The 20,871-nt window shown below is 64.5% G+C and carries 17 protein-coding genes; 9 read left to right on the top strand and 8 right to left on the bottom strand.

The window, feature by feature from the left end:
* Position 1: 1 nt before the first annotated feature.
* The 4 genes from sufC to NR187_RS25420 form a co-directional block, all read right to left on the bottom strand.
* Positions 2–754, bottom strand: a complete 753-nt coding sequence (gene sufC, locus NR187_RS25435; RefSeq protein WP_211385622.1) for a Fe-S cluster assembly ATPase SufC — start codon at positions 752–754, stop codon at positions 2–4.
* A gap of 62 nt (positions 755–816) precedes the next feature.
* A complete protein-coding gene (sufB, locus tag NR187_RS25430; RefSeq protein ID WP_256808047.1) occupies positions 817–2,313 on the bottom strand; it encodes a Fe-S cluster assembly protein SufB in 1,497 nt (498 codons plus the stop codon).
* A 113-nt stretch (positions 2,314–2,426) separates the two neighbouring features.
* On the bottom strand, positions 2,427–3,566 hold the full coding sequence (locus NR187_RS25425; RefSeq protein WP_256808046.1) for a cysteine desulfurase family protein: 1,140 nt from the start codon (positions 3,564–3,566) through the stop codon (positions 2,427–2,429).
* 48 nt (positions 3,567–3,614) lie between these two features.
* Positions 3,615–4,811: an acyltransferase family protein gene (locus tag NR187_RS25420; protein ID WP_256808044.1), complete on the bottom strand. Its 1,197-nt coding sequence runs from the start codon at positions 4,809–4,811 to the stop codon at positions 3,615–3,617.
* Positions 4,812–4,855: 44 nt separating this feature from the next.
* On the opposite strand from NR187_RS25420, the gene NR187_RS25415 reads away from it, so the two are divergent.
* From NR187_RS25415 to NR187_RS25405, 3 genes are all read left to right on the top strand, one after another.
* On the top strand, positions 4,856–5,803 hold the full coding sequence (locus NR187_RS25415; protein ID WP_211385618.1) for a LytTR family DNA-binding domain-containing protein: 948 nt from the start codon (positions 4,856–4,858) through the stop codon (positions 5,801–5,803).
* Between the two features lie 377 nt (positions 5,804–6,180).
* Positions 6,181–6,828 (top strand): alpha/beta hydrolase, encoded by a 648-nt coding sequence (locus NR187_RS25410; RefSeq protein WP_007591562.1) that lies wholly within the window; start codon positions 6,181–6,183, stop codon positions 6,826–6,828.
* 62 nt (positions 6,829–6,890) lie between these two features.
* Positions 6,891–7,181, top strand: a complete 291-nt coding sequence (locus NR187_RS25405; protein WP_211385617.1) for a DUF1330 domain-containing protein — start codon at positions 6,891–6,893, stop codon at positions 7,179–7,181.
* 32 nt (positions 7,182–7,213) lie between these two features.
* Here the strand turns inward: NR187_RS25405 and NR187_RS25400 are convergent, their stop codons facing one another.
* Both NR187_RS25400 and NR187_RS25395 read right to left on the bottom strand, forming a co-directional pair.
* Positions 7,214–7,891, bottom strand: a complete 678-nt coding sequence (locus NR187_RS25400) for a glutathione S-transferase family protein (RefSeq protein ID WP_211385616.1) — start codon at positions 7,889–7,891, stop codon at positions 7,214–7,216.
* 94 nt (positions 7,892–7,985) lie between these two features.
* Complete coding sequence (locus NR187_RS25395) at positions 7,986–9,089, bottom strand: anhydro-N-acetylmuramic acid kinase (RefSeq protein ID WP_211385615.1); 1,104 nt, start codon at positions 9,087–9,089, stop codon at positions 7,986–7,988.
* A 164-nt stretch (positions 9,090–9,253) separates the two neighbouring features.
* Between NR187_RS25395 and tyrS the strand changes: the two genes are divergently transcribed.
* From tyrS to NR187_RS25380, 3 genes are all read left to right on the top strand, one after another.
* A complete protein-coding gene (gene tyrS, locus NR187_RS25390) occupies positions 9,254–10,507 on the top strand; it encodes a tyrosine--tRNA ligase (RefSeq protein ID WP_211385614.1) in 1,254 nt (417 codons plus the stop codon).
* A gap of 57 nt (positions 10,508–10,564) precedes the next feature.
* On the top strand, positions 10,565–11,836 hold the full coding sequence (locus NR187_RS25385) for an MFS transporter (RefSeq protein ID WP_211385613.1): 1,272 nt from the start codon (positions 10,565–10,567) through the stop codon (positions 11,834–11,836).
* Positions 11,837–12,056: 220 nt separating this feature from the next.
* Positions 12,057–12,461: a DoxX family protein gene (locus tag NR187_RS25380; RefSeq protein ID WP_211385612.1), complete on the top strand. Its 405-nt coding sequence runs from the start codon at positions 12,057–12,059 to the stop codon at positions 12,459–12,461.
* Positions 12,462–12,540: 79 nt separating this feature from the next.
* Here NR187_RS25380 and NR187_RS25375 read toward each other — a convergent pair whose 3' ends face one another.
* The gene (locus NR187_RS25375; protein WP_256808037.1) at positions 12,541–12,708 is read right to left on the bottom strand and encodes a hypothetical protein; all 168 of its coding nucleotides are present in this window, start codon (positions 12,706–12,708) and stop codon (positions 12,541–12,543) included.
* A gap of 137 nt (positions 12,709–12,845) precedes the next feature.
* Between NR187_RS25375 and NR187_RS25370 the strand changes: the two genes are divergently transcribed.
* A complete protein-coding gene (locus tag NR187_RS25370; RefSeq protein ID WP_211385610.1) occupies positions 12,846–14,537 on the top strand; it encodes a methyl-accepting chemotaxis protein in 1,692 nt (563 codons plus the stop codon).
* A gap of 118 nt (positions 14,538–14,655) precedes the next feature.
* Here NR187_RS25370 and NR187_RS25365 read toward each other — a convergent pair whose 3' ends face one another.
* Positions 14,656–18,468 carry an AsmA-like C-terminal region-containing protein gene (locus tag NR187_RS25365; RefSeq protein ID WP_256808149.1) on the bottom strand — a complete coding sequence of 1,271 codons (3,813 nt, stop codon included), beginning with the start codon at positions 18,466–18,468 and terminating at the stop codon, positions 14,656–14,658.
* Between the two features lie 204 nt (positions 18,469–18,672).
* On the opposite strand from NR187_RS25365, the gene NR187_RS25360 reads away from it, so the two are divergent.
* Positions 18,673–19,365, top strand: coding sequence for a peroxiredoxin (locus NR187_RS25360; protein ID WP_256808148.1), 693 nt, complete (start codon positions 18,673–18,675; stop codon positions 19,363–19,365).
* A gap of 111 nt (positions 19,366–19,476) precedes the next feature.
* Positions 19,477–20,841: a M23 family metallopeptidase gene (locus tag NR187_RS25355; protein WP_211385608.1), complete on the top strand. Its 1,365-nt coding sequence runs from the start codon at positions 19,477–19,479 to the stop codon at positions 20,839–20,841.
* The last annotated feature ends 30 nt before the right edge of the window (positions 20,842–20,871 follow it).

The following is a 20,871-nucleotide window of genomic DNA, read 5'->3' as shown; positions in this document are numbered from 1 at the left end:
CTTACGCGGCGTCCTCGAACTGGGCGTAGCCGGACGCCTCCAGCTCCAGCGCCAGTTCCTTGCCGCCGCTCTTCACGACACGGCCCTTCGACATCACGTGCACGATGTCGGGCACGATGTAGTTGAGCAGCCGCTGATAGTGGGTGATGACGACCATCGCACGCTTGGGCGAGTGCAGCGCGTTGACGCCGTCGGCTGCGATGCGCAGCGCGTCGATGTCGAGGCCGGAATCCATCTCGTCGAGGATGCACAGGCTCGGTTCGAACAGCGCCATCTGCAGCACCTCGTTGCGCTTCTTCTCGCCGCCGGAGAAGCCGACATTGACGCCGCGCTTGAGCATGTCCTGCGGGATGTTCAGCGACTTCGAGACCTCGCGGACCTTCTTGAGGAAGTCCGGCGTCGAATATTCGCTTTCGCCGCGCGCCTTGCGCTGCGCGTTCAGCGCGGTGCGCAGGAAGGTCATGGTGGCGACGCCGGGAATCTCGACCGGATACTGGAACGCCAGGAAGACGCCCTTGGCGGCACGCTCCTCGGGGGCCATCTCGAGCAGGTCTTCGCCCTTGAACAGGATCTGGCCGTCGGTGACCTCATAGCCGGGCTTGCCGGCGATGACGTGGGAGAGCGTCGACTTGCCGGAGCCGTTCGGCCCCATGATGGCGTGGATCTCGCCCTCGTTCACGGTCAACGTCAGCCCGTGGAGGATCTCACGTTCCTCGACACGAACCTTCAGGTCTTTCACTTCAAGCAAAGCCATCTTGGTATCCAGTTTATTCAATTGATGCATGGTGCGTCCAAGCGCACCGCGAGGGTCGGCAATCAGCCGACCGACCCTTCGAGCGAGATCGAGATCAGCTTCTGCGCTTCCACCGCGAACTCCATCGGGAGCTGCTGAAGCACGTCCTTGACGAAGCCGTTGACGACGAGGCCGACCGCCTCCTCCTGCGTGAGGCCGCGCTGGATGCAGTAGAACAGCACGTCCTCGGAGATCTTCGAGGTCGTCGCCTCGTGCTCGAACGTCGCCGACGAGTTCTTGGCTTCGATATACGGCACGGTGTGCGCGCCGCATTTGTCGCCGATCAGCAGCGAATCGCAGGCGGTGAAGTTGCGCGCGCCGGTCGCCTTGCGATGGGCGGTGACGAGGCCGCGATAGGTGTTCTGCGACTTGCCGGCCGCGATGCCCTTGGAGATGATCCGGCTCGACGTGTTCTTGCCGAGATGGATCATCTTGGTGCCGCTGTCGACCTGCTGATAGCCGTTCGAGATCGCGATCGAATAGAACTCGCCGCGAGAATTATCGCCGCGCAGAATGCAGCTCGGATATTTCCAGGTGATCGCCGAACCGGTCTCGACCTGGGTCCAGGAGATCTTGGAGTTGTTGCCGCGACAGTCGCCACGCTTGGTGACGAAATTGTAGATGCCGCCCTTGCCTTCCGAATTGCCGGGATACCAGTTCTGCACCGTCGAATATTTGATCTCGGCGTCGTCATGCGCGACGAGCTCGACCACGGCGGCATGCAACTGGTTCTCGTCACGCTGCGGCGCGGTGCAGCCTTCGAGATAGGAGACGAAGGAGCCCTTGTCGGCGATGATCAGCGTGCGCTCGAACTGGCCGGTGTTGCGCTCGTTGATGCGGAAATAGGTCGACAGCTCCATCGGGCAGCGCACGCCCGGCGGCACGTAGACGAACGAGCCGTCGGAGAACACCGCAGAGTTCAGCGTCGCGTAGAAATTGTCCGAGGTCGGAACCACCGAGCCCAGATATTTCTGCACCAGTTCGGGATGCTCGCGGATTGCCTCCGAGATCGGCATGAAGATCACGCCGGCCTTCTTCAGCTCCGCCTTGAAGGTGGTCGCGACCGAGACCGAATCGAACACGGCATCGACCGCGATCTTGCGGCGGGCCGGGTCTTCCTCGCCGGGCTTGGGCTCGACGCCTTCGAGCATGGCGACTTCGCGCAAGGGAATGCCGAGCTTCTCGTAGGTCTTCAGGATCTCCGGATCGATCTCGTCGAGCGAGGTGATCGTCTTCTTCGGCTTCGGCGCCGAATAGTAATAAAGGTCCTGGAAGTCGATCTTCGGGTAGTCGACGCGGGCCCAGGTCGGCTCGGTCATGGTCAGCCAGCGCCGATAGGCTTCGAGGCGCCACTGGAGCATCCAGGCGGGCTCGTTCTTCTTCTCGGAGATGAACTTGACAGTCTCTTCCGACAACCCCTTGGGGGCCTTGTCGGACTCGATCAGGGTCTCAAACCCATAACGATACTGGTCGACGTCGATGCGCTTCACGCGCTCGACCGTCTCTTGCACGGCTGGCATTCTATCCTCCGCTCGCGGTTTCAAGGACCGCGGTGGATCAAACTCGGTCGAGTATTACGATGTTTTTTGGCGGAAAGCACGGGCTTAGAACCGTTCAACCCGTGTTTCATCGCTTAGACTCTAAGTAGGGTATTACCGAGCTTTCGCCAAGCCTCTAACGCCCTATTGATGTCATGCGGCTCCGTGGACCAGCCCAGACTGAGGCGCACCGCTCCCTGGGCAACGGTGGCATCATACCCCATCGCGGACAGGACGTGAGAGGGCTGCACCTTGCCGGAGGAACAGGCCGAGCCTGAGGACACGGCCACGCCTTCGAGGTCGAAGCCAATCACCGCGGTCTCAGCCTTCAGGCCGGGCGCGGTGAACAAGACGGTATTTGGCAACCGCGTCACGTCGTCCGCGAAGATCGTCGCGCCGGCAATGGCGCGAATGCCATTTTCCAAATGATGCCTGAGGGTTGCCATCCGTTCCGCATCCTCCGGCAGAGCCTGAAGCGCCGCCTTGATCGCCGCGCCGAAGCCGGCGATGCCGGCGACGTTCTCGGTTCCCGCGCGCCGGTTCAGCTCCTGCCCCCCGCCCCGCAGCACCGGTTCCAATCCGGCAATCCCGTCCGCCACGACCAGCGCGCCGACGCCCTTGGGGCCGCCGATCTTGTGCGCGGAAAAGGTCGCAAGGTCGGCACCTATCGCGTGAATATTGAACGCAATTTTGCCGAATGCCTGGATCGCATCGACATGCAGGAGGCCGCCGGCCTCGTGAACCATGCGGGCGGCTTCCGCGACCGGCTGCAGCGCGCCCGTCTCGTTATTGGCGGCCATGATGGAGACCAGCGCCGGTGGGCCCTCGCCAAGCAGCGCCTTCAGCTGGGCGAGATCGATCACACCGGAGCGCGTGACCGGGATCAAGCTCATCCTGTCCGCCGGAAACCGGCCGCCGGCCAGCACCGAGGCATGCTCGGCGGCCGAAGCCAGGAGCCGTTCGACAGGCTTGCCGGACGGGCCCCGCAGGCCGGGCGACAGCGCCAGCGTGTTGGCCTCGGTTCCCGCGGAGGTGAAGATGACATTGCGCGGCAGCGCCCCGACCGCTTCGGCAAGCATCGACCGGGCCCCCTCGACGAGCCGCCGCGCCTCCCGCCCCTCGGCATGGACCGAGGACGGATTGCCGACCAGCTCCCAGGCGGCGAGCATCGCATCCCGCGCCTGCGCGCGGAGCGGCGTGGTCGCATTCCAGTCGAGGTAGACGCGGCTCGGCATAGGCTCTCTTAGCAGCTTTTGCGGCGAGACAAGTCGCGACCGGCGGCATCAGGCCGGCTGCTGCCGGGCCGCTCGCGCCGTTCCGCCGCCGGCCATACGCAACCCGAACAACGGCCGCAGGAGGTTGATCCGCCGGACAATTTCATAGGTCGCCGCGCAGGTGAGCACGGTGCCGCCGATCACGATGGCGGCCTCGACCCCCGCGGGAAGGCCGCGATCCCGCAGCGCGTGCGCAATCATGATGATCGCGGTCTGATGCACGATGTAGTAGGGGAAAATCGCTTCCGTAAGGTAGCGCCGCAACGGTCCGTCGGCGGTGAGCCAGCGCCTGGCGTGCCCGAGGACCGCGGCCATGGCGAGCCATTGATAGCAACCATAGGCAGCGCTGACGCACCACCTCGGCGGCAGCCAGGACGCGACGCCGAAGCCGCCGCGAAACAGCATGAAAGTCGCAAACAAGCCGATCGCAGCCGCGAAGGCCAACCAGCGTTGACGCTCCAACTCGCTCCAGACGCGCGGCTGCTTCGCCAGCAGAAATCCGATCAGAAAGGCCGTCGCGTAGTCCGCATGGTTGTACCAGTCGCCGAACAGCGCGTGGGTCGACGGAAAAGCCGGGAACAGAAAAACGCGCCAGCTGACGAACAGGACGCAGGGCAGGACCAGAATTCCAGGACCTGCAAGTGCCGTCGCAAGCTTCGATCCCAACCGGTCGGCAGCGGCCGGCCAGAGCCAGAGCACGACGGCCAGCGCCATCGTGTAGACCCACAGATAGACCACGAACCAAAGATGATTCCAGGTCGGCAGCACGATGCAGGGCTGCGGGCAAAACTCCGAACCGAACGCGAGATAGTGCCGGACGTAGAAATCCAGAAAGCCCGCCGGATAACCAAGGCTCTCGCGGATCTGGTCGTAGGATTGAGGGGGCACGATCACGAGCATGCCGAATATCAAGGGCACAAGCAGCCTTGCCGTCCGCGCGCCGGCGAACGCCGGCAGCGTGAACTTGTCGAGCATGAACCGGGTGGCCACGCCCGACACCAGGAACAGCAACGACAGCCGCCAGGGGTTGAGCACCAGCATCAACGGCTCGAGCCAGGTCAGCCTGTGCTCGCTCTTGATGTGGAACCCCCAGGACACGTAGAGCATGCCGACATGGTAGAAGATCAAAAGACCGAAGGCGCCAATCCGCACCCAGTCGAGGTCGATGCGCCGTTCCGGCGTCGGAAATATCTCTGGTTTTGACATGATGGTCTGCTCCTTCAAGGGACCCCAAGCACGGTTCTCAGGTCATGGCTGACGCCGAAAATGCCCGCGAACGGGACCATGTCGAGCCGCCGCGGGATCAAGATCGGACCGCCCGGGACGAGATGCAGCCGGTCGGGACGAGTGGCGGAATTCTCGGGATCAGCGGCGGCGACTGGGCGATGTTTGGCGCGATCGCAGCCATCTCGATGGCCACGGGAATCGTGAACGCGCTGTCGGGCGCGCAGGATTCTGCCTGGCGTAACGGCAGCTACGATGTCGGCCGTCGTCTATTCTGGGAGTTGTCGAGCATCGTCGTCATCCTGCTCCTGGTTCCGCTTTTGATGGCGGCAGTCCGGCGGATGCGGCATACGGCTGGCCTCGTCGGCCAGGCCGGCATTGGCGCGATGGCGCTGGTCGGGTTCTCAGTCCTTCATGTCGCCGGGATGGTGGGGATCCGAAAATTCGTGCTGTGGCTTGCCGGCAGTTCCTACGATTTCAACTTGTCCGTCGCGACACTGCTCTACGAATTCCGCAAGGACGTCCTGACCTCCGTCCTGATTGCGGGCGTGATCTGGTTGTTCGATAGCCGCCGCGAGTTGAGGCAGGCTGCGGCGGCCGGCGCGCGCCTCTCCACCCCGCAACAGCCGCTTCCCGAGCTGATCTGGCTGCGCGATGGTACAAGCCGGGTTCGCGTTGCGCCGCGCGAGATCCTTTGGATCGCCTCCGCCGGCAACTACATCGAATACAGTCTTGCCGACGGCACCCAGCACCTGATCCGGGGGACGCTGGCGGCGGCCGAAGCCGAGCTGGCGCGTTTCCGCATCGTTCGGATTCACCGCACGAAGCTCGCCAATCTGGATCGGGTGGCCGGGGTGGACCTCAAGCCGTCCGGCGATTTCGAACTCACGTTCGACACCGGGCAGACGCTGCAAGGGAGCCGGCGCTACCGATTCTCGATCGGCTCGCTGGATCATCCCGCGACGCCCGCGTGATTGCCGATAGAATCGAGCAAGCACCGATAAATCGGCGTGTTTTCAATAAGTTGGCGAGCCACATTTGGATTTTGCAAGCCCGGTCGCCCCCACGTCAGCGGCCGACTGCGACGGAAAAACCGCAGCAGGCCGCGACCATGATGCCGCGATGACCACCTAACCTCTTGAGGTCATTGCCGTATGTTCAAGATGCTTGCTTTTTGACCCTCGCCTCATGTTAGAACGCCCGCGTCAGTTCACCGCGCGCCGCTCGCGCATCATCCGAGGGCGCCGGCCCACCCTTCCATTCGCGGCTTGATCGGCGCAGCAGCCGGTGAAGTCTGCACAATCGGTTGATTGTTGAAGAGCGTCTTCAAGGGATCAATCAAGAGATCATCATGCCTGAAGTTATTTTCACTGGCCCCGCCGGCCGTCTCGAAGGCCGCTATCACCCGGCCAAGCAGAAGAACGCGCCGATCGCGATGGTCCTGCATCCGCATCCGCAGTTCCACGGCACGATGAATCATCAGATCATCTACCAGTGCTACTACGCCTTTGCGCATCGCGGCTTCTCGGTGCTGCGTTTCAATTTCCGCGGCGTCGGCCGCAGCCAGGGCTCGTTCGACCACGGCACCGGCGAGCTGTCGGACGCGGCCGCCGCGCTCGACTGGGCGCAGACCATCAATCCCGAAGCGCGCGCCTGCTGGGTCGCCGGCTTCTCCTTCGGCGCATGGATCGGAATGCAGCTGCTGATGCGCCGTCCCGAGGTCGAAGGCTTCATCTCGATCGCGCCGCCGGCCAACCTCTACGACTTCTCGTTCCTCGCGCCCTGCCCCTCCTCGGGCCTGATCGTGCATGGCGAGAAGGACGCGGTGGTGCCACCCAAGGACGTCAACACGCTGGTCGAGAAGCTGAAGACGCAGAAGGGCATCGTGATCGACCAGCAGGTCATCCCCGGCGCCAACCATTTCTTCGACGCCAAGCTCGAGCCGCTGATGGAAACCATCACCGCCTATCTCGACATGCGCCTCGCCAACGTGCGCTGAGACCTTCCCGCGTTGACGGGTTCGTGGCATGGCTGCGAACCGTCAATGACGGGGATCAAGCCATGAAGGCCTATCTGGTGCTCGACCTGTCGGTGAACGATTTCGCCGGCTTCAAGCCATACATCGCTGAAATTCCCGCCTTCATCGCCAGGCATTCCGGGCGGTACATCGTTAGCGGCGTGCAGCCGACCACGATCGAAGGCGATTGGGCGCCCGAGCGCCTCGTCATCATCGAATTCCCGGGACGCGAGAAGGCGCAAGCCTTCCTGAACGATCCCGACGCTCAAGATCTGTTCAAGCTGCGCCACGCCACGACGACGAGTAAGCTGCTGCTTGCCGACGGCTGCACCTGAGCGCCGCTAGGTCCATGACGGCGCGCCTGCGCTCAAGCCGCAAGCTTGAGGAGATGCGCGTCGTGCCGCACGAGGAAGGCGCGCAGCAATTGTGGATAGTCCGCGCCGGCCGCAGCGCGCACGCTCGGACGCTTCGCCAGCTCGACGCGCCATGCGCGGACCTTCGGCAGATCCCTGAAGATGCCGTGCTCGGTCAGTTTGTCGAACAGATCGAAATAACGAAAGATCGGCGCGAACACCGCGTCGACCAGGCTGAACGCCTCGCCTGCGAAATAGGGCCCTGCGCCGAGCGCGGCTTCCACACGCGCGAATTTCGCGACAAGCGCCTGACGCTTGCTCTCGAACGTCGCCGGATCCGTCGTCGTCTCCAGGCCCCAGAGATCGCCCAGGATCGCCGAGCCGAATTCCATCCAGGCACGATGCTCGGCCCGCTTCAGCGCATCCAGCGGATGCAGTCTTGTGCCGCCTTGCGTCTCCTCGATGTACTCGCAGATCACGTTGCTTTCGAACAGAGCGACCTCACCCTTGTCGGTCGTCACCACCAGCACCGGCACCTTGCCGAGCGGCGAGAGTTTCAGGAACCAGTCGGGCTTGTTGGCGAGATCGATGTCGACCCGCTCGAACGGCACGCCCTTCTCCTCGAGCGCGATGACCGCGCGTTGCACGTAAGGGCAAAGCTTGTGGCTGATCAGTTTGAGCGAAGTGGTCATGGCCAATCCCGGCGCTTTAATGCAACTGCATGCACTATAGATGCACTTGCATGCACCGTCAAGATCCATGCACCTGCATCAACTGACAGTGAGGTCAGGGCCGCACGATCACCCCGCCCGTCATCGGCATCGGCACGCCCGTGGTAGCCGGATAGGAGAGCGGCAGGCCCTTCAGGCCGCGCGCGGCGAGGAAGCCGAAGGCCTGCGCCTCGATGGCGTCGGAGGCCCAGCCGAGCGCCTCGGCGGCCTCGACGGTGGCCGATCCCACCCGCTCGCGCAGCATGCGCAGCATGGTGAGGTTGCGCGCCCCGCCGCCACAGACGATCCAGCTCCGTGGCCGCCGCGGCAATAGGGGGATGATGCGGGCGATGGCCGCCGCGGTAAAGGCGGTCAGCGTCGCGGCGCCGTCGGCCGGCTGGACATCGCCGAGCTTCAGCGCGGCAAAATCGTTGCGGTCGAGCGATTTCGGCGGTGGGCTTGCGAAGAACGGCAGTTCCAGCGCCCGCGCGATCCAGGCCTCGTCGACCTTGCCGAGGGCTGCGAATTTTCCCTCCGTGTCGAACGCCTGGTTCATGGTGCGGTACATGAAATCGTCGAGCAGCGCGTTGCCGGGCCCGGTGTCGCAGGCGATCAACGTGTCGTTGCCGTCGATATAGGTGATGTTAGAGACGCCACCGATATTGACCACGACGATCGGCCCCTCGCGCTCCAGCGACTGGACGAGCGCCCGGTGGTAGACCGGCACGAGGGGCGCGCCCTGCCCGCCGGCCTCGACATCGGCGGCGCGGAAATCATGCATCACGGGGATATGGATCGCCCTGGCGAGCGCCGGCGCATCACCGATCTGCACCGTCAGCCGCTTCTCGGGGCGGTGCAGCACGGTCTGGCCGTGGAAACCGACGATGTCGATGTCCTCAGGCCTCATGCGGTGATGGGCGACGAAGGCGGCCACCGCCTCGGCGTGCGCCAGCGTCACCGCACGCTCGGCCTCGGCCAGAATCCCCGGCCGGGCGTCACGTTGCAGCAGATGCACGGCTTCGGTCAGGGCCTGGCGCAGCAGGTTGCGCTCGGCCGGGCTGTAGGCCCGGTACCCGGATGGTCCGAAGGCTTTCACCTGCTTTCCATCGGTTTCGATCAGCGCAACGTCCACCCCGTCCAGCGAGGTGCCGCTCATCAAACCGAGTGCCGTCAACATCATGGACCAGCGTCCTCAAGACCCCACTCCGGCATGCCGATCTTGTGCCAGAGGGGCACATCTTATAATCCCACAGCGCCAAATGGCGGGAAGCAATCGAGTTCCCGAGCAAGACCCTTAAATTGCTCCCAAAACAGTAAACCAAGAATTGTCAGGCACGCCGACAGATGACTGCATTTAAATCGGATTTCCTCAATACCCTGCAGGAACGTGGATTCATCCACCAGTGCTCCGATTTCGAGGGGCTGGACGCGCTCGCCGCCAAGGGCGATGCGACCGCCTATGTCGGCTACGATTGCACCGCCCGCTCGCTGCACATCGGCAACTACCTTACCATGATGATGCTGCACTGGCTCCAGGAGTCCGGCAACAAGCCGATCACGCTGATGGGCGGCGGCACCACCATGGTCGGCGATCCCTCCGGCAAGGACGAGACGCGTGCGATCCGCACCGTCGCCGAGATCGAGGCGAACAAGGCCTCGATCCGCGGCGTGTTCGCAAAAGTGCTGCGCTATGGCGAGGCCAAGAGCGACGCCATCATGCTCGACAACGCGGAGTGGCTGACCAAGCTCAACTGGATCGAGATGCTGCGCGACGTCGGCCGGCACTTCTCGGTCAACCGCATGCTGACCATGGATTCCGTGCGGCTGCGCCTCGAGCGCGAGCACGAGATGAGCTTCATCGAGTTCAACTACATGGTCTGCCAGGCCTACGACTTCGTCGAGCTCGCCAGGCGCACCGGCTGCAGCTTGCAGATGGGCGGCTCGGACCAGTGGGGCAACATCATCATGGGCGTCGATCTCGGCCGCCGCATGGGCACCCATCAGCTGTTCGCGCTGACGACGCCGCTGCTGACGACGGCGTCGGGCGCCAAGATGGGCAAGACCGCGCAGGGCGCCGTCTGGCTCAATGCCGACCAGTTCTCGCCGTACGATTTCTGGCAGTATTGGCGCAACACCGAGGATGCCGACGTCGGCAAGTTCCTGAAACTGTTCACGACGCTGCCGATGAGCGAGATCAGGAAGCTTGAGGCGCTCGGCGGCTCCGAGATCAACGAAGCCAAGAAGGTGCTCGCGACCGAGGCGACCGCGCTTCTGCACGGCCGCGATGCCGCCAATGAGGCTGCCGAGACCGCGCGCCGCACCTTCGAGGAAGGCGCCCTGGCTGAAAGCCTGCCGACGGTGGAAATTCCGCGCGGCGAACTCGACGCCGGCCTCGGCGTGCTCAACGCCTTCGTCAAGGCGGGCCTCGTCGCCTCCAATGGAGAGGCACGGCGCCAGATCAAGGGCGGCGGCCTGCGCGTCAACGACGAGCCGGTCACCGACGAGAAGATGGCGCTGTCCGGCACCAATCTGACGCCAGAGGGTGTCATCAAGCTGTCGTTCGGCAAGAAGAAGCACATCCTCATCAGGCCTGCATAGGCGTATGAGCTTTTCGCTGCTTGTCAGGGTGCGCCGAAGCGCGCTCCCTGATCGGCAATGGACCAGAACACGCCCAGGGAACAGTCCAAGCAAGCGACCAAGGATCGCGCAACGGCGACATCGCAGGGCGTCGTGCGAACCGCGCTCGTGGTGCTCGCGTTGTGCTTCACGCTCGCCGTGCTCGGCCGAGGCCTCAGCGAAAGCTTCACGGTTTTCCTCAAGCCGATCTCCGAAAATTTTGGCTGGGACCGTGCGCAGGTCGTCTCGATCTATTCGCTGACCTGGCTCGTCAGCGGACTGACCGCACCGCTGGTCGGGCGCCTGTTCGACCATTCCGGACCGCGCATCGTCTACGCAACCGGACTGTTCCTGCTCGGCTCGGCCTTCCTCATTGCGGCGCACGCACAGTCGCTCTGGCAATTCCAGCTCTCAATCGGATTCTGCGTCGGCATCGGTGTCGCCTTCATCGGCAACGTGCCGAACTCGATCCTGCTCGGTCGCTGGTTCGGGCCGCGGCTGCCGACTGCGATGGCGGTGGTCTATTCGGCGATGGGCGGCGGCGTGCTGGCGCTGCTGCCGGCCTCGCAGCTCCTGATCGACCATCTCGGCTGGCGTGAAACCTACCAGCTGTTCGGCTTCGCCGCATTGGGCCTGCTGGTGCCGCTCATGCTGCTGCCATGGCGATTGTTCGCCTCCGGCTCGCCGCATATCGCCAAGAGGACCGATCCCGATTTCGTCGACGATGGCTGGACGCTTCCGAGCGCGATGCGCCATCACGCCTTCTGGGCGTTGTTCTCGACGTTCTTTTTTACGGCGGTCGGCATGTATGCGATCGCCGCGCAGATCGTGGCCTATCTGATCGATGCGGGCTTTCCGCCGCTCCAGGCCGCGACCGCCTGGGGCTTTTCCGGGGTGGTGCTGGTGTTCGGCATGTTGGGCGTCTCCGCGCTCGACGGGCTGATCGGGCGCAGGCCCTCGGTGCTGCTGAGCTACGCGATCTCGATCATCGGGATCTTCCTGCTGTGGCTGCTGCAATACTCCGCGAACATCATCCTGCTGACCGGCTTCGTGGTCTGCTTCGGCAGCATGATGGGCTCGCGCGGCCCGCTGATCACGGCAACCGCGATGAAGATTTTTCGGGGCAAGCGCGTCGGCACCATCTACGGCACCATCTCGATCGGCAGCGGTCTCGGCTCGGCGTTCGGCTCATGGAGCGGCGGTCTGATCCACGACGCGACTCACGGCTACAATGCGCTGCTTATCTTCGCATTGGTGAGCGTGATCCTCGGAATGATCCCGTTCCTGATCGTGCCCGCTTTGCGACGCTAGGTCTCCCGCAGGTAACCTGAGCGCATGCGCGTCACCGGGAAATTACGGAGGGGCGTGACGCGAACAGCCGCAAAAAATGCGGATCGCGCGCGGCTGAAAGTCCTGTCTGCGGTGTTTTGTCCGACATGACAAAAATGTCAGCGCGAATTGAGCTTGGGCGGCTTGCAGGGTGAAACTGAATGCGGTCCAAGTCGCGGCATTGGATGGAGAGCACGAACCAATGAACTTTCCCTATCTCACTCGCTTTCAACCGGTTCTCTTGAGCCTGTTTCGCTTCATGACCGGGCTGCTGCTGTTCCAGTACGGCGTCGCGAAACTGTTCAAGTTTCCGGTGCTGCCGTACTTCGCGAACATTCCGCCGATCATCTATGCGGCCGGTGCGCTCGAGCTGGTGCTCGGCGCGCTCCTGATGCTCGGCCTGTTCACCCGCCTCGCGGCGTTCATCCTCTCGGGTGAGATGGCCTTCGCCTATTTCATGGGCCACATGTTGAAGGGCGAGACGCCGGTGTTCCTGCCGCTGCTCAATGGCGGCACCGCGCCGATCCTGTTCTGCTTCGCCTGCCTCTACCTCTCGGCTGCCGGTGGCGGCTCGGTCAGCGCCGATGCGGCGATGGGCAAGGACTAGCGGCGCATTCGCGCGGCGCTGACGCGCGCGCAATTGACGCACGAGTAGCAGATGGCATCGGCCAACTTGCCGGTGTCATCTACCGCGAGCCCAGCACGTTCCAGATGAGAACCAGGGCCGCTGCGAGCAGCACGGACATGATGAGGCGGTGAACGAATCGGTTCATGGCCGCTCCGGCAGGGCTCGACGACCACCAAAGCCTGAGATCGATCTTCTCCAGCATGCGCGCAAAGATGCGCCCGCACATGTCCGTTTGCCTGCACGCTTGCGCATAAGGCTGCGAACGGTCATGCGCGCGGCCGGCCGGCGCATGGCTAGGTTCATGATTGGTAAGAACTTCATGCTAGTGATGTTGACAATAACAACCATTCCGTAGGGGCTGTGATGAAGCTGCTGAGCCATCTGAAGATCCGCACCAAGCTTGCCAGCATGGTCTGTCTTGCGGCTCTCACAGTCACGGCCATCATCGCGGTATCGGCCTTCCTCAGCAAGAGCCGCATGATGGAGGACCGGGTCCAGCAGATGAAGACCGCGGTCGATCTGCTCTACACCCTCGCCCAATCGGTCCAGGACGACGTTACCGCCGGCAAGCTGACGCAGGCCGATGCCAAGGCCCAGTTCCACATCCGCGGACGGCGCATGAGCTTCAACGGCGGCCAGGGCTATCCCGTCGTCTACAACGCCGACACTTCGATCCTCATCAACGGCGCCAACCAGCAGCTCGAAGGCAGGATCACCGGCGCGACCGATTCCAATGGCGTCCTGATCGCCGACGCGATCATCAAGGCCGGCAGCCAAAATGGCGGCGGCGTGGCCTCGTACCTCTATCCCCGCCCGGGCCAGACCGAGCCCGTACGCAAAACCGTGTTCGCCCGCCAATTCGCGCCCTGGAACGCGACGATCAGCTACGGCCTCTATGTCGACGACATCGATGCCGACGTGCGCGCCTTGACGCTGGAGCTCGCCGCGGTCGGTCTCGGGCTGGTGCTGCTGATGGCGACGCTGTCCTGGCTGATCGCCCGCGACGTGCTCGGCGCGCTCGACCGCCAGAAGACCCGCATGCAGGAGATCGCCGACGGTGCCATCGACAAGCCGGTCGAGGAGACCGGCCGCGGCGACGAGATCGGCCGCATGGCCGAGACGCTGGAAGTGCTCAGGCAGACCGCTTTGACGGCGCGTAACCTGGAGGCCGAGCAGGTCGCGACCAAGACACGCAACGAGCAGGAGAAGCGTGACGCGCTGATCTCGCTCGCCGACCGCTTTGATGCTTCCGTCGGCCAGCTCGTCGGCCTGATGGCCTCCGGCTCCGGCGAGCTCGAGACCACCGCCAAGTCGATGTCGTCGACCGCCGAGGGCACCAACCGCCGCGCCGCCGTGGTCGGCTCCGCCGCCACCGAAGCCAGCCAGCGCGTCCAGACGGTCGCGGCCGCCGCCGAAGAGCTCTCCTCCTCCATCACCGAAATCAGCCGCCAGGTCGCCCAATCCGCGGAAGTCACGGGGCGCGCGGTGGACAGTGCACGGCGCACCGACAGCATCGTGCGCGCGCTCTCCGACGGCGCCCAGCAGATCGAGCACGTCGCCGAACTGATCTCCAGCATCGCGGCGCAGACCAATCTGCTCGCACTCAACGCCACCATCGAGGCCGCGCGTGCCGGTGAGGCCGGCCGCGGCTTCGCCGTCGTCGCCTCCGAGGTGAAGTCGCTCGCGAGCCAGACCGCCGAAGCGACCCGCGAGATCGGCGACAAGATCGCCCAGATCCAGGGCGCGACCAAGGAGGCCGTGGACGCCATCGGCGGCATCACCGCCACCATCGAGGAAGTCAGCCGGATCGCGACCTCGATCGGCGCGGCCATCGAGGAGCAAGGCGCCGCCACCGCAGAGATTGCCCGCAGCGTCTCGCAGACCGCGGAAGCGACCAGGGAAGTCACGACCAATATCGGCGGCGTCAGCACCGCGGCGAACGAGACCGGCAATGCCGCGGGCATGGTGCTCGCCGCAGCCTCGAACCTCTCCAAGCAAGCCGAGCAGCTCTCGGGTGAAGTCGGCACGTTCCTCGCCGGCGTGCGCGCGGCGTAGGCCGCACAAAACTCTCCTGAATTATCGTCGTCATGCCCGGGGCTCGCCCCGGGCATTCGCGTCTCGGAGGTTACGCTCGATTCCGCTACGGCGGACGCAAATGAAAGCCGGTTTGCCGCTATCGCCGCGTGAGACTGCAGCCGCTCGATAGCTGGCGTGTCGAGCCGGTCGAGCCATCGCTCGACTGCGACGGGAATTCCTCGAACGGCGAATTTTGCTTGCCGGTGTTGAATTCGAAGATCTTGCGGAACAGGCCGGGCGCCATCGCCGAGATCGGATTGACGCGCATCACGGGCGCGGCCGGCGTGCCGACGACCTCATAGGTCACGCCGATCAAGCCTTCATTGTTGCCACCGCCGAGGAAGATGCCGAACAGCGGGATCTGGCCGAAGATGTTGTTGACGCCATACATCGGCACGAAGGTGCCGCTCATGCACACCTGGTTGCCGGGATAGTCGATCGAGCCCTCGATGGTGGCGCCGATCATCGGGCCCTTGACGACGCCATCGCGGATCGTCAGCGAGCCGTTCTGCCGGGTGAACTCGGCGCGCAGCGCGCTGAAGGAGACGCCGTTGCCGGTGCCGTTCGGCGCGCCGGCGGCAACGCGTTCGAGCTGCGCCTCGCCCTTGACCGTGAAGTCGCGCACGTTGATGAGACCCTCGCGCGAGGCGTTGGGCTCGGACGACGGCGGCTCCATCGCCACCACCAGCTGGCCACCGGAGGCCTTGGTGTAGGTGTCGGTGAAGCGCAGCAGCGCACCGGCGTTGTTGGTCTGGAGATAGATCACCTCGCGGCTGCCCTGCGCGCGACCTCCGCGCAAGTCAGCCGCAACCGGCGTATCGTTGCCGATCTTGCCGCTGAGGGTGAAGGCCTTGATGGCGCCGTTCCGCTTCGACATCTTGGCATCGACGCTGCGCATCGCCTCGCCGTTGAAGCCCATGACGGCGCCGAGCTTCAGGTCGATGTCGAAATCGACGTTCTTCATCTTGTTCTTGGCATCGTCCTTGGCATTGCCCGAGATCGCCGACTTCAGGAAGCCGCGGCCGTCGAACACGTCGCCACGCATCGTGCCCTTGACCACGCCGTCCTGGCCGCGCTCCACCCTCAGCGACGCCTTGTCGCCGTCGGACGGCGCATAGGTCGGGAAATTCGCGTTCATGAGGTCGCCGTTCGGATCGACCTCCAGCGAGCCCTTGATCGAGGCACCGCCGCCTTCGATGACGATGTCCTCCAGACGCGTCGATTGCGCCGTCGGCACCACCTTGAAGCTGGCCTTGGCCGACTTGCCCGGCAGCTTGACCCAGCCGGGCAGGATGTTGTCGAGCTTGACCGAGGTCAGGTCGGCTTCGACGCCAAGCTTCGTCGTCTGCTCGGGCCCGCCGGCGATCTTGCCCGACAGCTTGATCGGCAGCGATCCGCTGACGGCGGGGCTGAGATCGAATCCCAGGCGCGCGCGGCTGGCATCGTCCAGCGTGGTCGTCAATTTGACGTCCGCATCGCCCTCGGCCGGCTTGCGGTAGTCGAGCGAGGCCGCCTGCCCGTTGATCTTGACGTCGCCCTTGACCTGATAGCCCTGGTTGCTCGCGACGATCTTGAGGTTGTTGGCCTCCAGCTTCTGGTTCATCACCAGCTTGTCGGCGGCAAAGCCGTTGAGATCGGCGGTGACGGCATAGGTCGTGTCGGCCTTGGTCAGTTCGCCCTTGACCGGGAGGCCGAGCTGGATGTTCGCCGTGAACGTCCCCTTGCTGGTGTTGGGATCGACGACGGTCGACGACAAATCGCTCAACCGATCGTTGGAAAGCATTTCGGCCGCGGCCGGCACCGGGCCATCGACACGGAATCTGGTCCGCGACGGCGACGGCTTGGGCGCCATGTCAGGCACCTCGAAGACGAAGTCGGAGATCGTGACCTTGCGGCCGGCAGGCGTATCGGCGATGCCCTGCCCGATATTCACGGTCGCCGTGCGTCCGGTCACGTGCGCCTTCAAATCGGCGTCGTGCACGACAGGCATGCCATCCACGGGGCGAACCGCGACGCCGCTCGCCACGATGTTGACCGACAGGCCGTCGTCTGGAATGGGCGGGCCCTTGCGCGGAAGATTCCTCGTCGGCGAATTGACGCCGATCTCGATGCGCTGGAGTGTCCCGCGCTCGATCCGCTCGATCACCCATTCCCGCAACTCGGGAACGACGAGCGTCGGCCACATCCGCTTGAGTGCGGAGGCCGACATTGGCGTTCCCGCAAAACCCAGCGTCAACCGCGGCTCGCCCGAATAGTCGATGGCGCCGGTGCCGGCGACGCCTATCTCCCCGTTGGAGATATCGGCCTGCGTCAACAACAGCCGCTTGTGGTCGGTGTCGAAGCGGAAGCCGATCGCGATGCGGTTGAAGACCAGCGGCGGCTCGTTGTCGATGCCGCCGAGCAGGATCGAGCCGCCGCTGAATCCGAGCTGCCAGTCGTTGGTGGTGCCGTTGGGAGGCTCGAGATGGGCCAGCAGCGTCAGGCGGTTCGCACCCGACAGGATCTTGAACGGTGCGACCAGCACCCGCCGGTTCGAATCCCACTCGATGTTGATCTCGGCCGAGTCGATCGCCATCGGATAGTCCGGCGTATCTGTGTCGATGATGTTGCCGGCACCGATCGCGATCTTGCCGCGGAAGAAGGTCGGCACGCCGTCGCGGCCGAGTTCGCCCTTGAGCTCGCCGGTCAGCGGCAGGTCGGCGGTGTAGGTGAGATCCTTCACCCGCAGCGCCAGCAGGATGTTGGCGGTCGAGACCTTGTCGGCGCGGATGTCGACCGAACGCACGCCATTCTCGGCGGGGCCGATCGTGGCACGCAGCGACCACGGATGCGCGCCCTCCTCACCGAGGCTCAGAGCGACGCCGCCGCGACTCGGCCGGCGCAGGCTGAGCGTGATGTTCTCAAACGTCCATTTGCTGCCGCGCTGCTGATCGTCGACGATCAGGTTACCGTTCTTCAGACCGATCTCGTTGAGGTTCTGGCCGTCGAGTCCGGTCATGCTCAAGCTGTCGAGCCAGTCGAGGCCCTGAAGGATTCCGCTCTGGGGGGTCGCTTGCGGCGCGGCCTGCGATGCGGCTTGCGATGGGTCTTGGCCCGCGGGCGCGGTGGCGGATGGCGGCGGCGAGACGCCGTTGCGGGGGAATGTCGGCGGCAGGCCCGCATCCTTCTTGGAGGCGACGCCGGTTGCGAGCGGTTTTGCGGTGTCGCCGGCCGACACCGTGACGGTGCCGTCGGGCGCGATGCGGATCGCGAGCTCGGCATCGACGAGGTTGAGGCTTTCCGCGCGCAGATGCCCCATCAGCAGGCCCGCGCCGGACAATTTCACTTCAGCCTTCGGCGCGCTGGCGACGATGGCACGATCGTGGTCGCGCACGACGATGTCGCGGATGCGTACGGCGATGCGGATTCGCCCGGCCCGCTCGATCTGGGTGCCGCCGACCTCGACCGTGTTGCCGTGGCCGATATTGTCCTCGATCGCCGCGGCCAGCCAAGGGGTCGCGATGTCGAGATTGATTGGGCCGGCGCCGAGCCGCCACCACAGCGCACCGAAACAGCCGACGAAGATGACGATCAGAGCCCCGACGACCACGGCGAGGCGCTTCAGCCAGCGGCCGCCGCCCAGCCAGCGGCGCAACGTCCCAAACCCGTCACCGATGCGATGGAAGCCCGAACTGGAACGCGACAACAGCCGGCGCGCCCGATGGCCCGCCGCCGCTTCCTGATCCGGGTCCCAATCGGCGTCGTCCCAATCCTGCGGCTCTGGTTGGCCGCCGCGCCGATTCAAATCCCGATTGTAATCCTGGGGCGACGTATTCCTTGCCATTGCCTCTCGATACAGGCGCCCGTCGTAGGATTGAGCGCCGCCGGGACCGCAGCCGTCCGCGGGAAGCGAAGCACCCCGCGCCGGCATTGCCGCCATACCTCGACTGTTCCTGCTGTTCGTCATTTCGCCCCGGGAGCGCGTTCAACGAGCAGTGGGGTGGTGCGTGGAATTCCTTGTAACCATACTCCGGCGTCGTCAGACTCGCCCAGCCAAGGGCACGATTCCGGCACACCGGACGAGGGCTGCAATACCGCTTCGATTGACCCGTCGAAAGCGACGAAAGGAAGGCGTATGTCCAAGAAATCCCGAAAGAAATCGTCCAAAACGCCCTCCGGCAGTCCGACGGCTAAAAAGAAGCCCCTGAAAACGCGGGCAGCGACTCAAACAAAGTCCGCCAAAACACAGCGGACACCGGTGAGCAAATCAACCGGGACCATAGCAAAGACAGCATCGCATGGGGCCGCATCGAAACAGTTAATTTCTTCCAAATCGGCCGCCGCGCCCGGACCGGCGGCGAAGGCTGGTCTGGCCGAGGGTCAGAAGGCGCCCGCCTTCCGCCTGCTCCGCGACGGCGGCCGTGTCGTTGCGCTGTCGGACTATGCCGGCCAGAAGCTCGTCCTGTTCTTCTATCCCCGCGCCGACACGCCCGGCTGCACCAGGGAGGCCATCGACTTCACCCGGCTGGCCGACGCATTCACTGCTGCCGGTACGGCCGTGCTCGGCATCTCCGCCGATCCGTTGAAGGCCCAGGAGAAGTTCCGCGACAAGCACAGCCTCGGCGTCCCCCTGATCTCGGATGAGACACACGAGATGCTGGAGGCCTACGGGGCCTGGGGCGAAAAATCCATGTACGGCAAGCGCTTCCTCGGAATTCTTCGCACCACGATACTGCTTGGCGCCGACGGCAGGGTCGCCAAGGTCTGGCGCAATGTCCGGGTCGACGGCCACGCCGACGAGGTGCTGGAAGCGGCAAGACGCCTTTAACCAATTCTTTAAATTCGGGAGGTTCCGTTTCCGGAAAATTAACCATGACCGGCCCAGATTGCTGCGGCAATTTAGGCCGTACGGACTCATCCGACCGGCGCGGGAGTGCCGATGTCGAAAAGTTCTGCCCAATTCTCGCAGTACCCCCAACATCACCCCCACGACCACGGACGTGCTTTCCATCGGCGCCCTGCCGCCGCGGTGGCAACCGCGCTTCCCCTTCCCGACACCGACGACGCCTACACCATCGTGCATCACGGCAAGCAGGTTCGCCTGGGGCCGGTGGTGTTCTGGATCGTGGTCGGCACCGTCGTGTTGCTCGGGCTTTGGTCGGCCGCCACCGCCACCTATTTCGCCTTCCGAGACGACGTCCTCACCCGGCTGATCGCTCGCCAGGCCGAGATGCAATACGCCTATGAGGACCGCATCGCCGAGCTGCGCGCCAAGGTCGACCGTACCACCAGCCGGCAGCTGCTCGACCAGGAGCAGTTCGACCAGAAGCTCGACCAGATCATGAAGCGCCAGACGGCGCTGGAGTCCCGGGCCACGGCGCTCGGGGCCATGCCCGATGTGACCGGATCGATCCCCCGTTCGGCTCCACAGCGCGGCGATGCGAACCAGGGCGCGACGCAGGGTACGCCAAAGCCCTCGCCGATCAGCGATACCGTGATCTTCGTGGCGCCGCCGGATCGTGAAGCCCGGCTCGAATCGCGCGCCCCGACCGTCATCGCCCCGCCGACCAATCAATTCGCCAGAAACCAGGGATTCGACAACGTCCTGGTCCGTCTTTCGACCTCGCTCGACCAGGTCGAGCGGCGCCAGATGGCGGCGCTCAGCGCCGTCGAGGAAGGCATGGATTCGCGCATGCGCCGGATGCGCGGCGTGGTCAGCGATCTCGGCCTGAACCTCGCCAATCTCGAGGCCGCCGTGCCGCGCGCCGCGATGGGCGGGCCTTTCGTCCCCGTCAAGCTGACGGCCAATGCCGGGGCCTTCGAGAAGCAGCTCTATCGCATCAACACCACCCGCGCCGAGATGGACCGTCTCAACCGCACGCTGGCGCTGGTGCCCTACCGCAAGCCTGTGATCGGCGAGGTCGAATTCACCTCCGGTTTCGGCATACGCAGCGATCCGTTCCTGGGCCGGCCCGCGATGCATACCGGGCTCGACTTCCGCGCCGCGAGCGGCGATCCCGTCCGCGTCACCGCCTATGGCAAGGTGGTCTCCGCCGGCTGGTCCGGCGGCTACGGCCGCATGATCGAGGTCGATCACGGCAATGGACTTTCGACCCGCTACGGCCACCTCTCCGAGATCAACGTCAGGGTCGGCGAGGTCGTGAAGATCGGCCAGGTGATTGGACTCGTCGGCTCGACGGGACGTTCGACCGGTCCGCATCTGCATTATGAAACCCGCATCGACGGCGAAGCTGTCGATCCGCAGAAATTCCTGCGCGCCGGTGTGCGCCTGAGCGCGGGCTAGACCAGACTCGCGCTGCTCCCTTTCGGCTCA

The sequence above is a fragment of the Bradyrhizobium sp. Bra64 genome (assembly GCF_024519875.1).
Taxonomy (GTDB): Bacteria; Pseudomonadota; Alphaproteobacteria; order Rhizobiales; family Xanthobacteraceae; genus Bradyrhizobium; species Bradyrhizobium japonicum_G.
The sequence above is the reverse complement of the archived record's forward strand: the minus strand, read 5'-3'. Positions and strand labels throughout refer to the sequence as shown.

Excerpts from the sequence above, each read along its gene's own strand:
- sufC (WP_211385622.1), bottom strand. The coding sequence starts at position 754 with ATGGCTTTGCTTGAAGTGAAAGACCTGAAGGTTCGTGTCGAGGAACGT.
- sufB (WP_256808047.1), bottom strand. The coding sequence starts at position 2,313 with ATGCCAGCCGTGCAAGAGACGGTCGAGCGCGTGAAGCGCATCGACGTC.
- NR187_RS25425 (WP_256808046.1), bottom strand. The coding sequence starts at position 3,566 with ATGCCGAGCCGCGTCTACCTCGACTGGAATGCGACCACGCCGCTCCGC.
- NR187_RS25420 (WP_256808044.1), bottom strand. The coding sequence starts at position 4,811 with ATGTCAAAACCAGAGATATTTCCGACGCCGGAACGGCGCATCGACCTC.
- NR187_RS25415 (WP_211385618.1), top strand. The coding sequence starts at position 4,856 with ATGGCTGACGCCGAAAATGCCCGCGAACGGGACCATGTCGAGCCGCCG.
- NR187_RS25410 (WP_007591562.1), top strand. The coding sequence starts at position 6,181 with ATGCCTGAAGTTATTTTCACTGGCCCCGCCGGCCGTCTCGAAGGCCGC.
- NR187_RS25405 (WP_211385617.1), top strand. The coding sequence starts at position 6,891 with ATGAAGGCCTATCTGGTGCTCGACCTGTCGGTGAACGATTTCGCCGGC.
- NR187_RS25400 (WP_211385616.1), bottom strand. The coding sequence starts at position 7,891 with ATGACCACTTCGCTCAAACTGATCAGCCACAAGCTTTGCCCTTACGTG.
- NR187_RS25395 (WP_211385615.1), bottom strand. The coding sequence starts at position 9,089 with ATGATGTTGACGGCACTCGGTTTGATGAGCGGCACCTCGCTGGACGGG.
- tyrS (WP_211385614.1), top strand. The coding sequence starts at position 9,254 with ATGACTGCATTTAAATCGGATTTCCTCAATACCCTGCAGGAACGTGGA.
- NR187_RS25385 (WP_211385613.1), top strand. The coding sequence starts at position 10,565 with ATGGACCAGAACACGCCCAGGGAACAGTCCAAGCAAGCGACCAAGGAT.
- NR187_RS25380 (WP_211385612.1), top strand. The coding sequence starts at position 12,057 with ATGAACTTTCCCTATCTCACTCGCTTTCAACCGGTTCTCTTGAGCCTG.
- NR187_RS25375 (WP_256808037.1), bottom strand. The coding sequence starts at position 12,708 with ATGTGCGGGCGCATCTTTGCGCGCATGCTGGAGAAGATCGATCTCAGG.
- NR187_RS25370 (WP_211385610.1), top strand. The coding sequence starts at position 12,846 with ATGAAGCTGCTGAGCCATCTGAAGATCCGCACCAAGCTTGCCAGCATG.
- NR187_RS25365 (WP_256808149.1), bottom strand. The coding sequence starts at position 18,468 with ATGCCGGCGCGGGGTGCTTCGCTTCCCGCGGACGGCTGCGGTCCCGGC.
- NR187_RS25360 (WP_256808148.1), top strand. The coding sequence starts at position 18,673 with ATGTCCAAGAAATCCCGAAAGAAATCGTCCAAAACGCCCTCCGGCAGT.
- NR187_RS25355 (WP_211385608.1), top strand. The coding sequence starts at position 19,477 with ATGTCGAAAAGTTCTGCCCAATTCTCGCAGTACCCCCAACATCACCCC.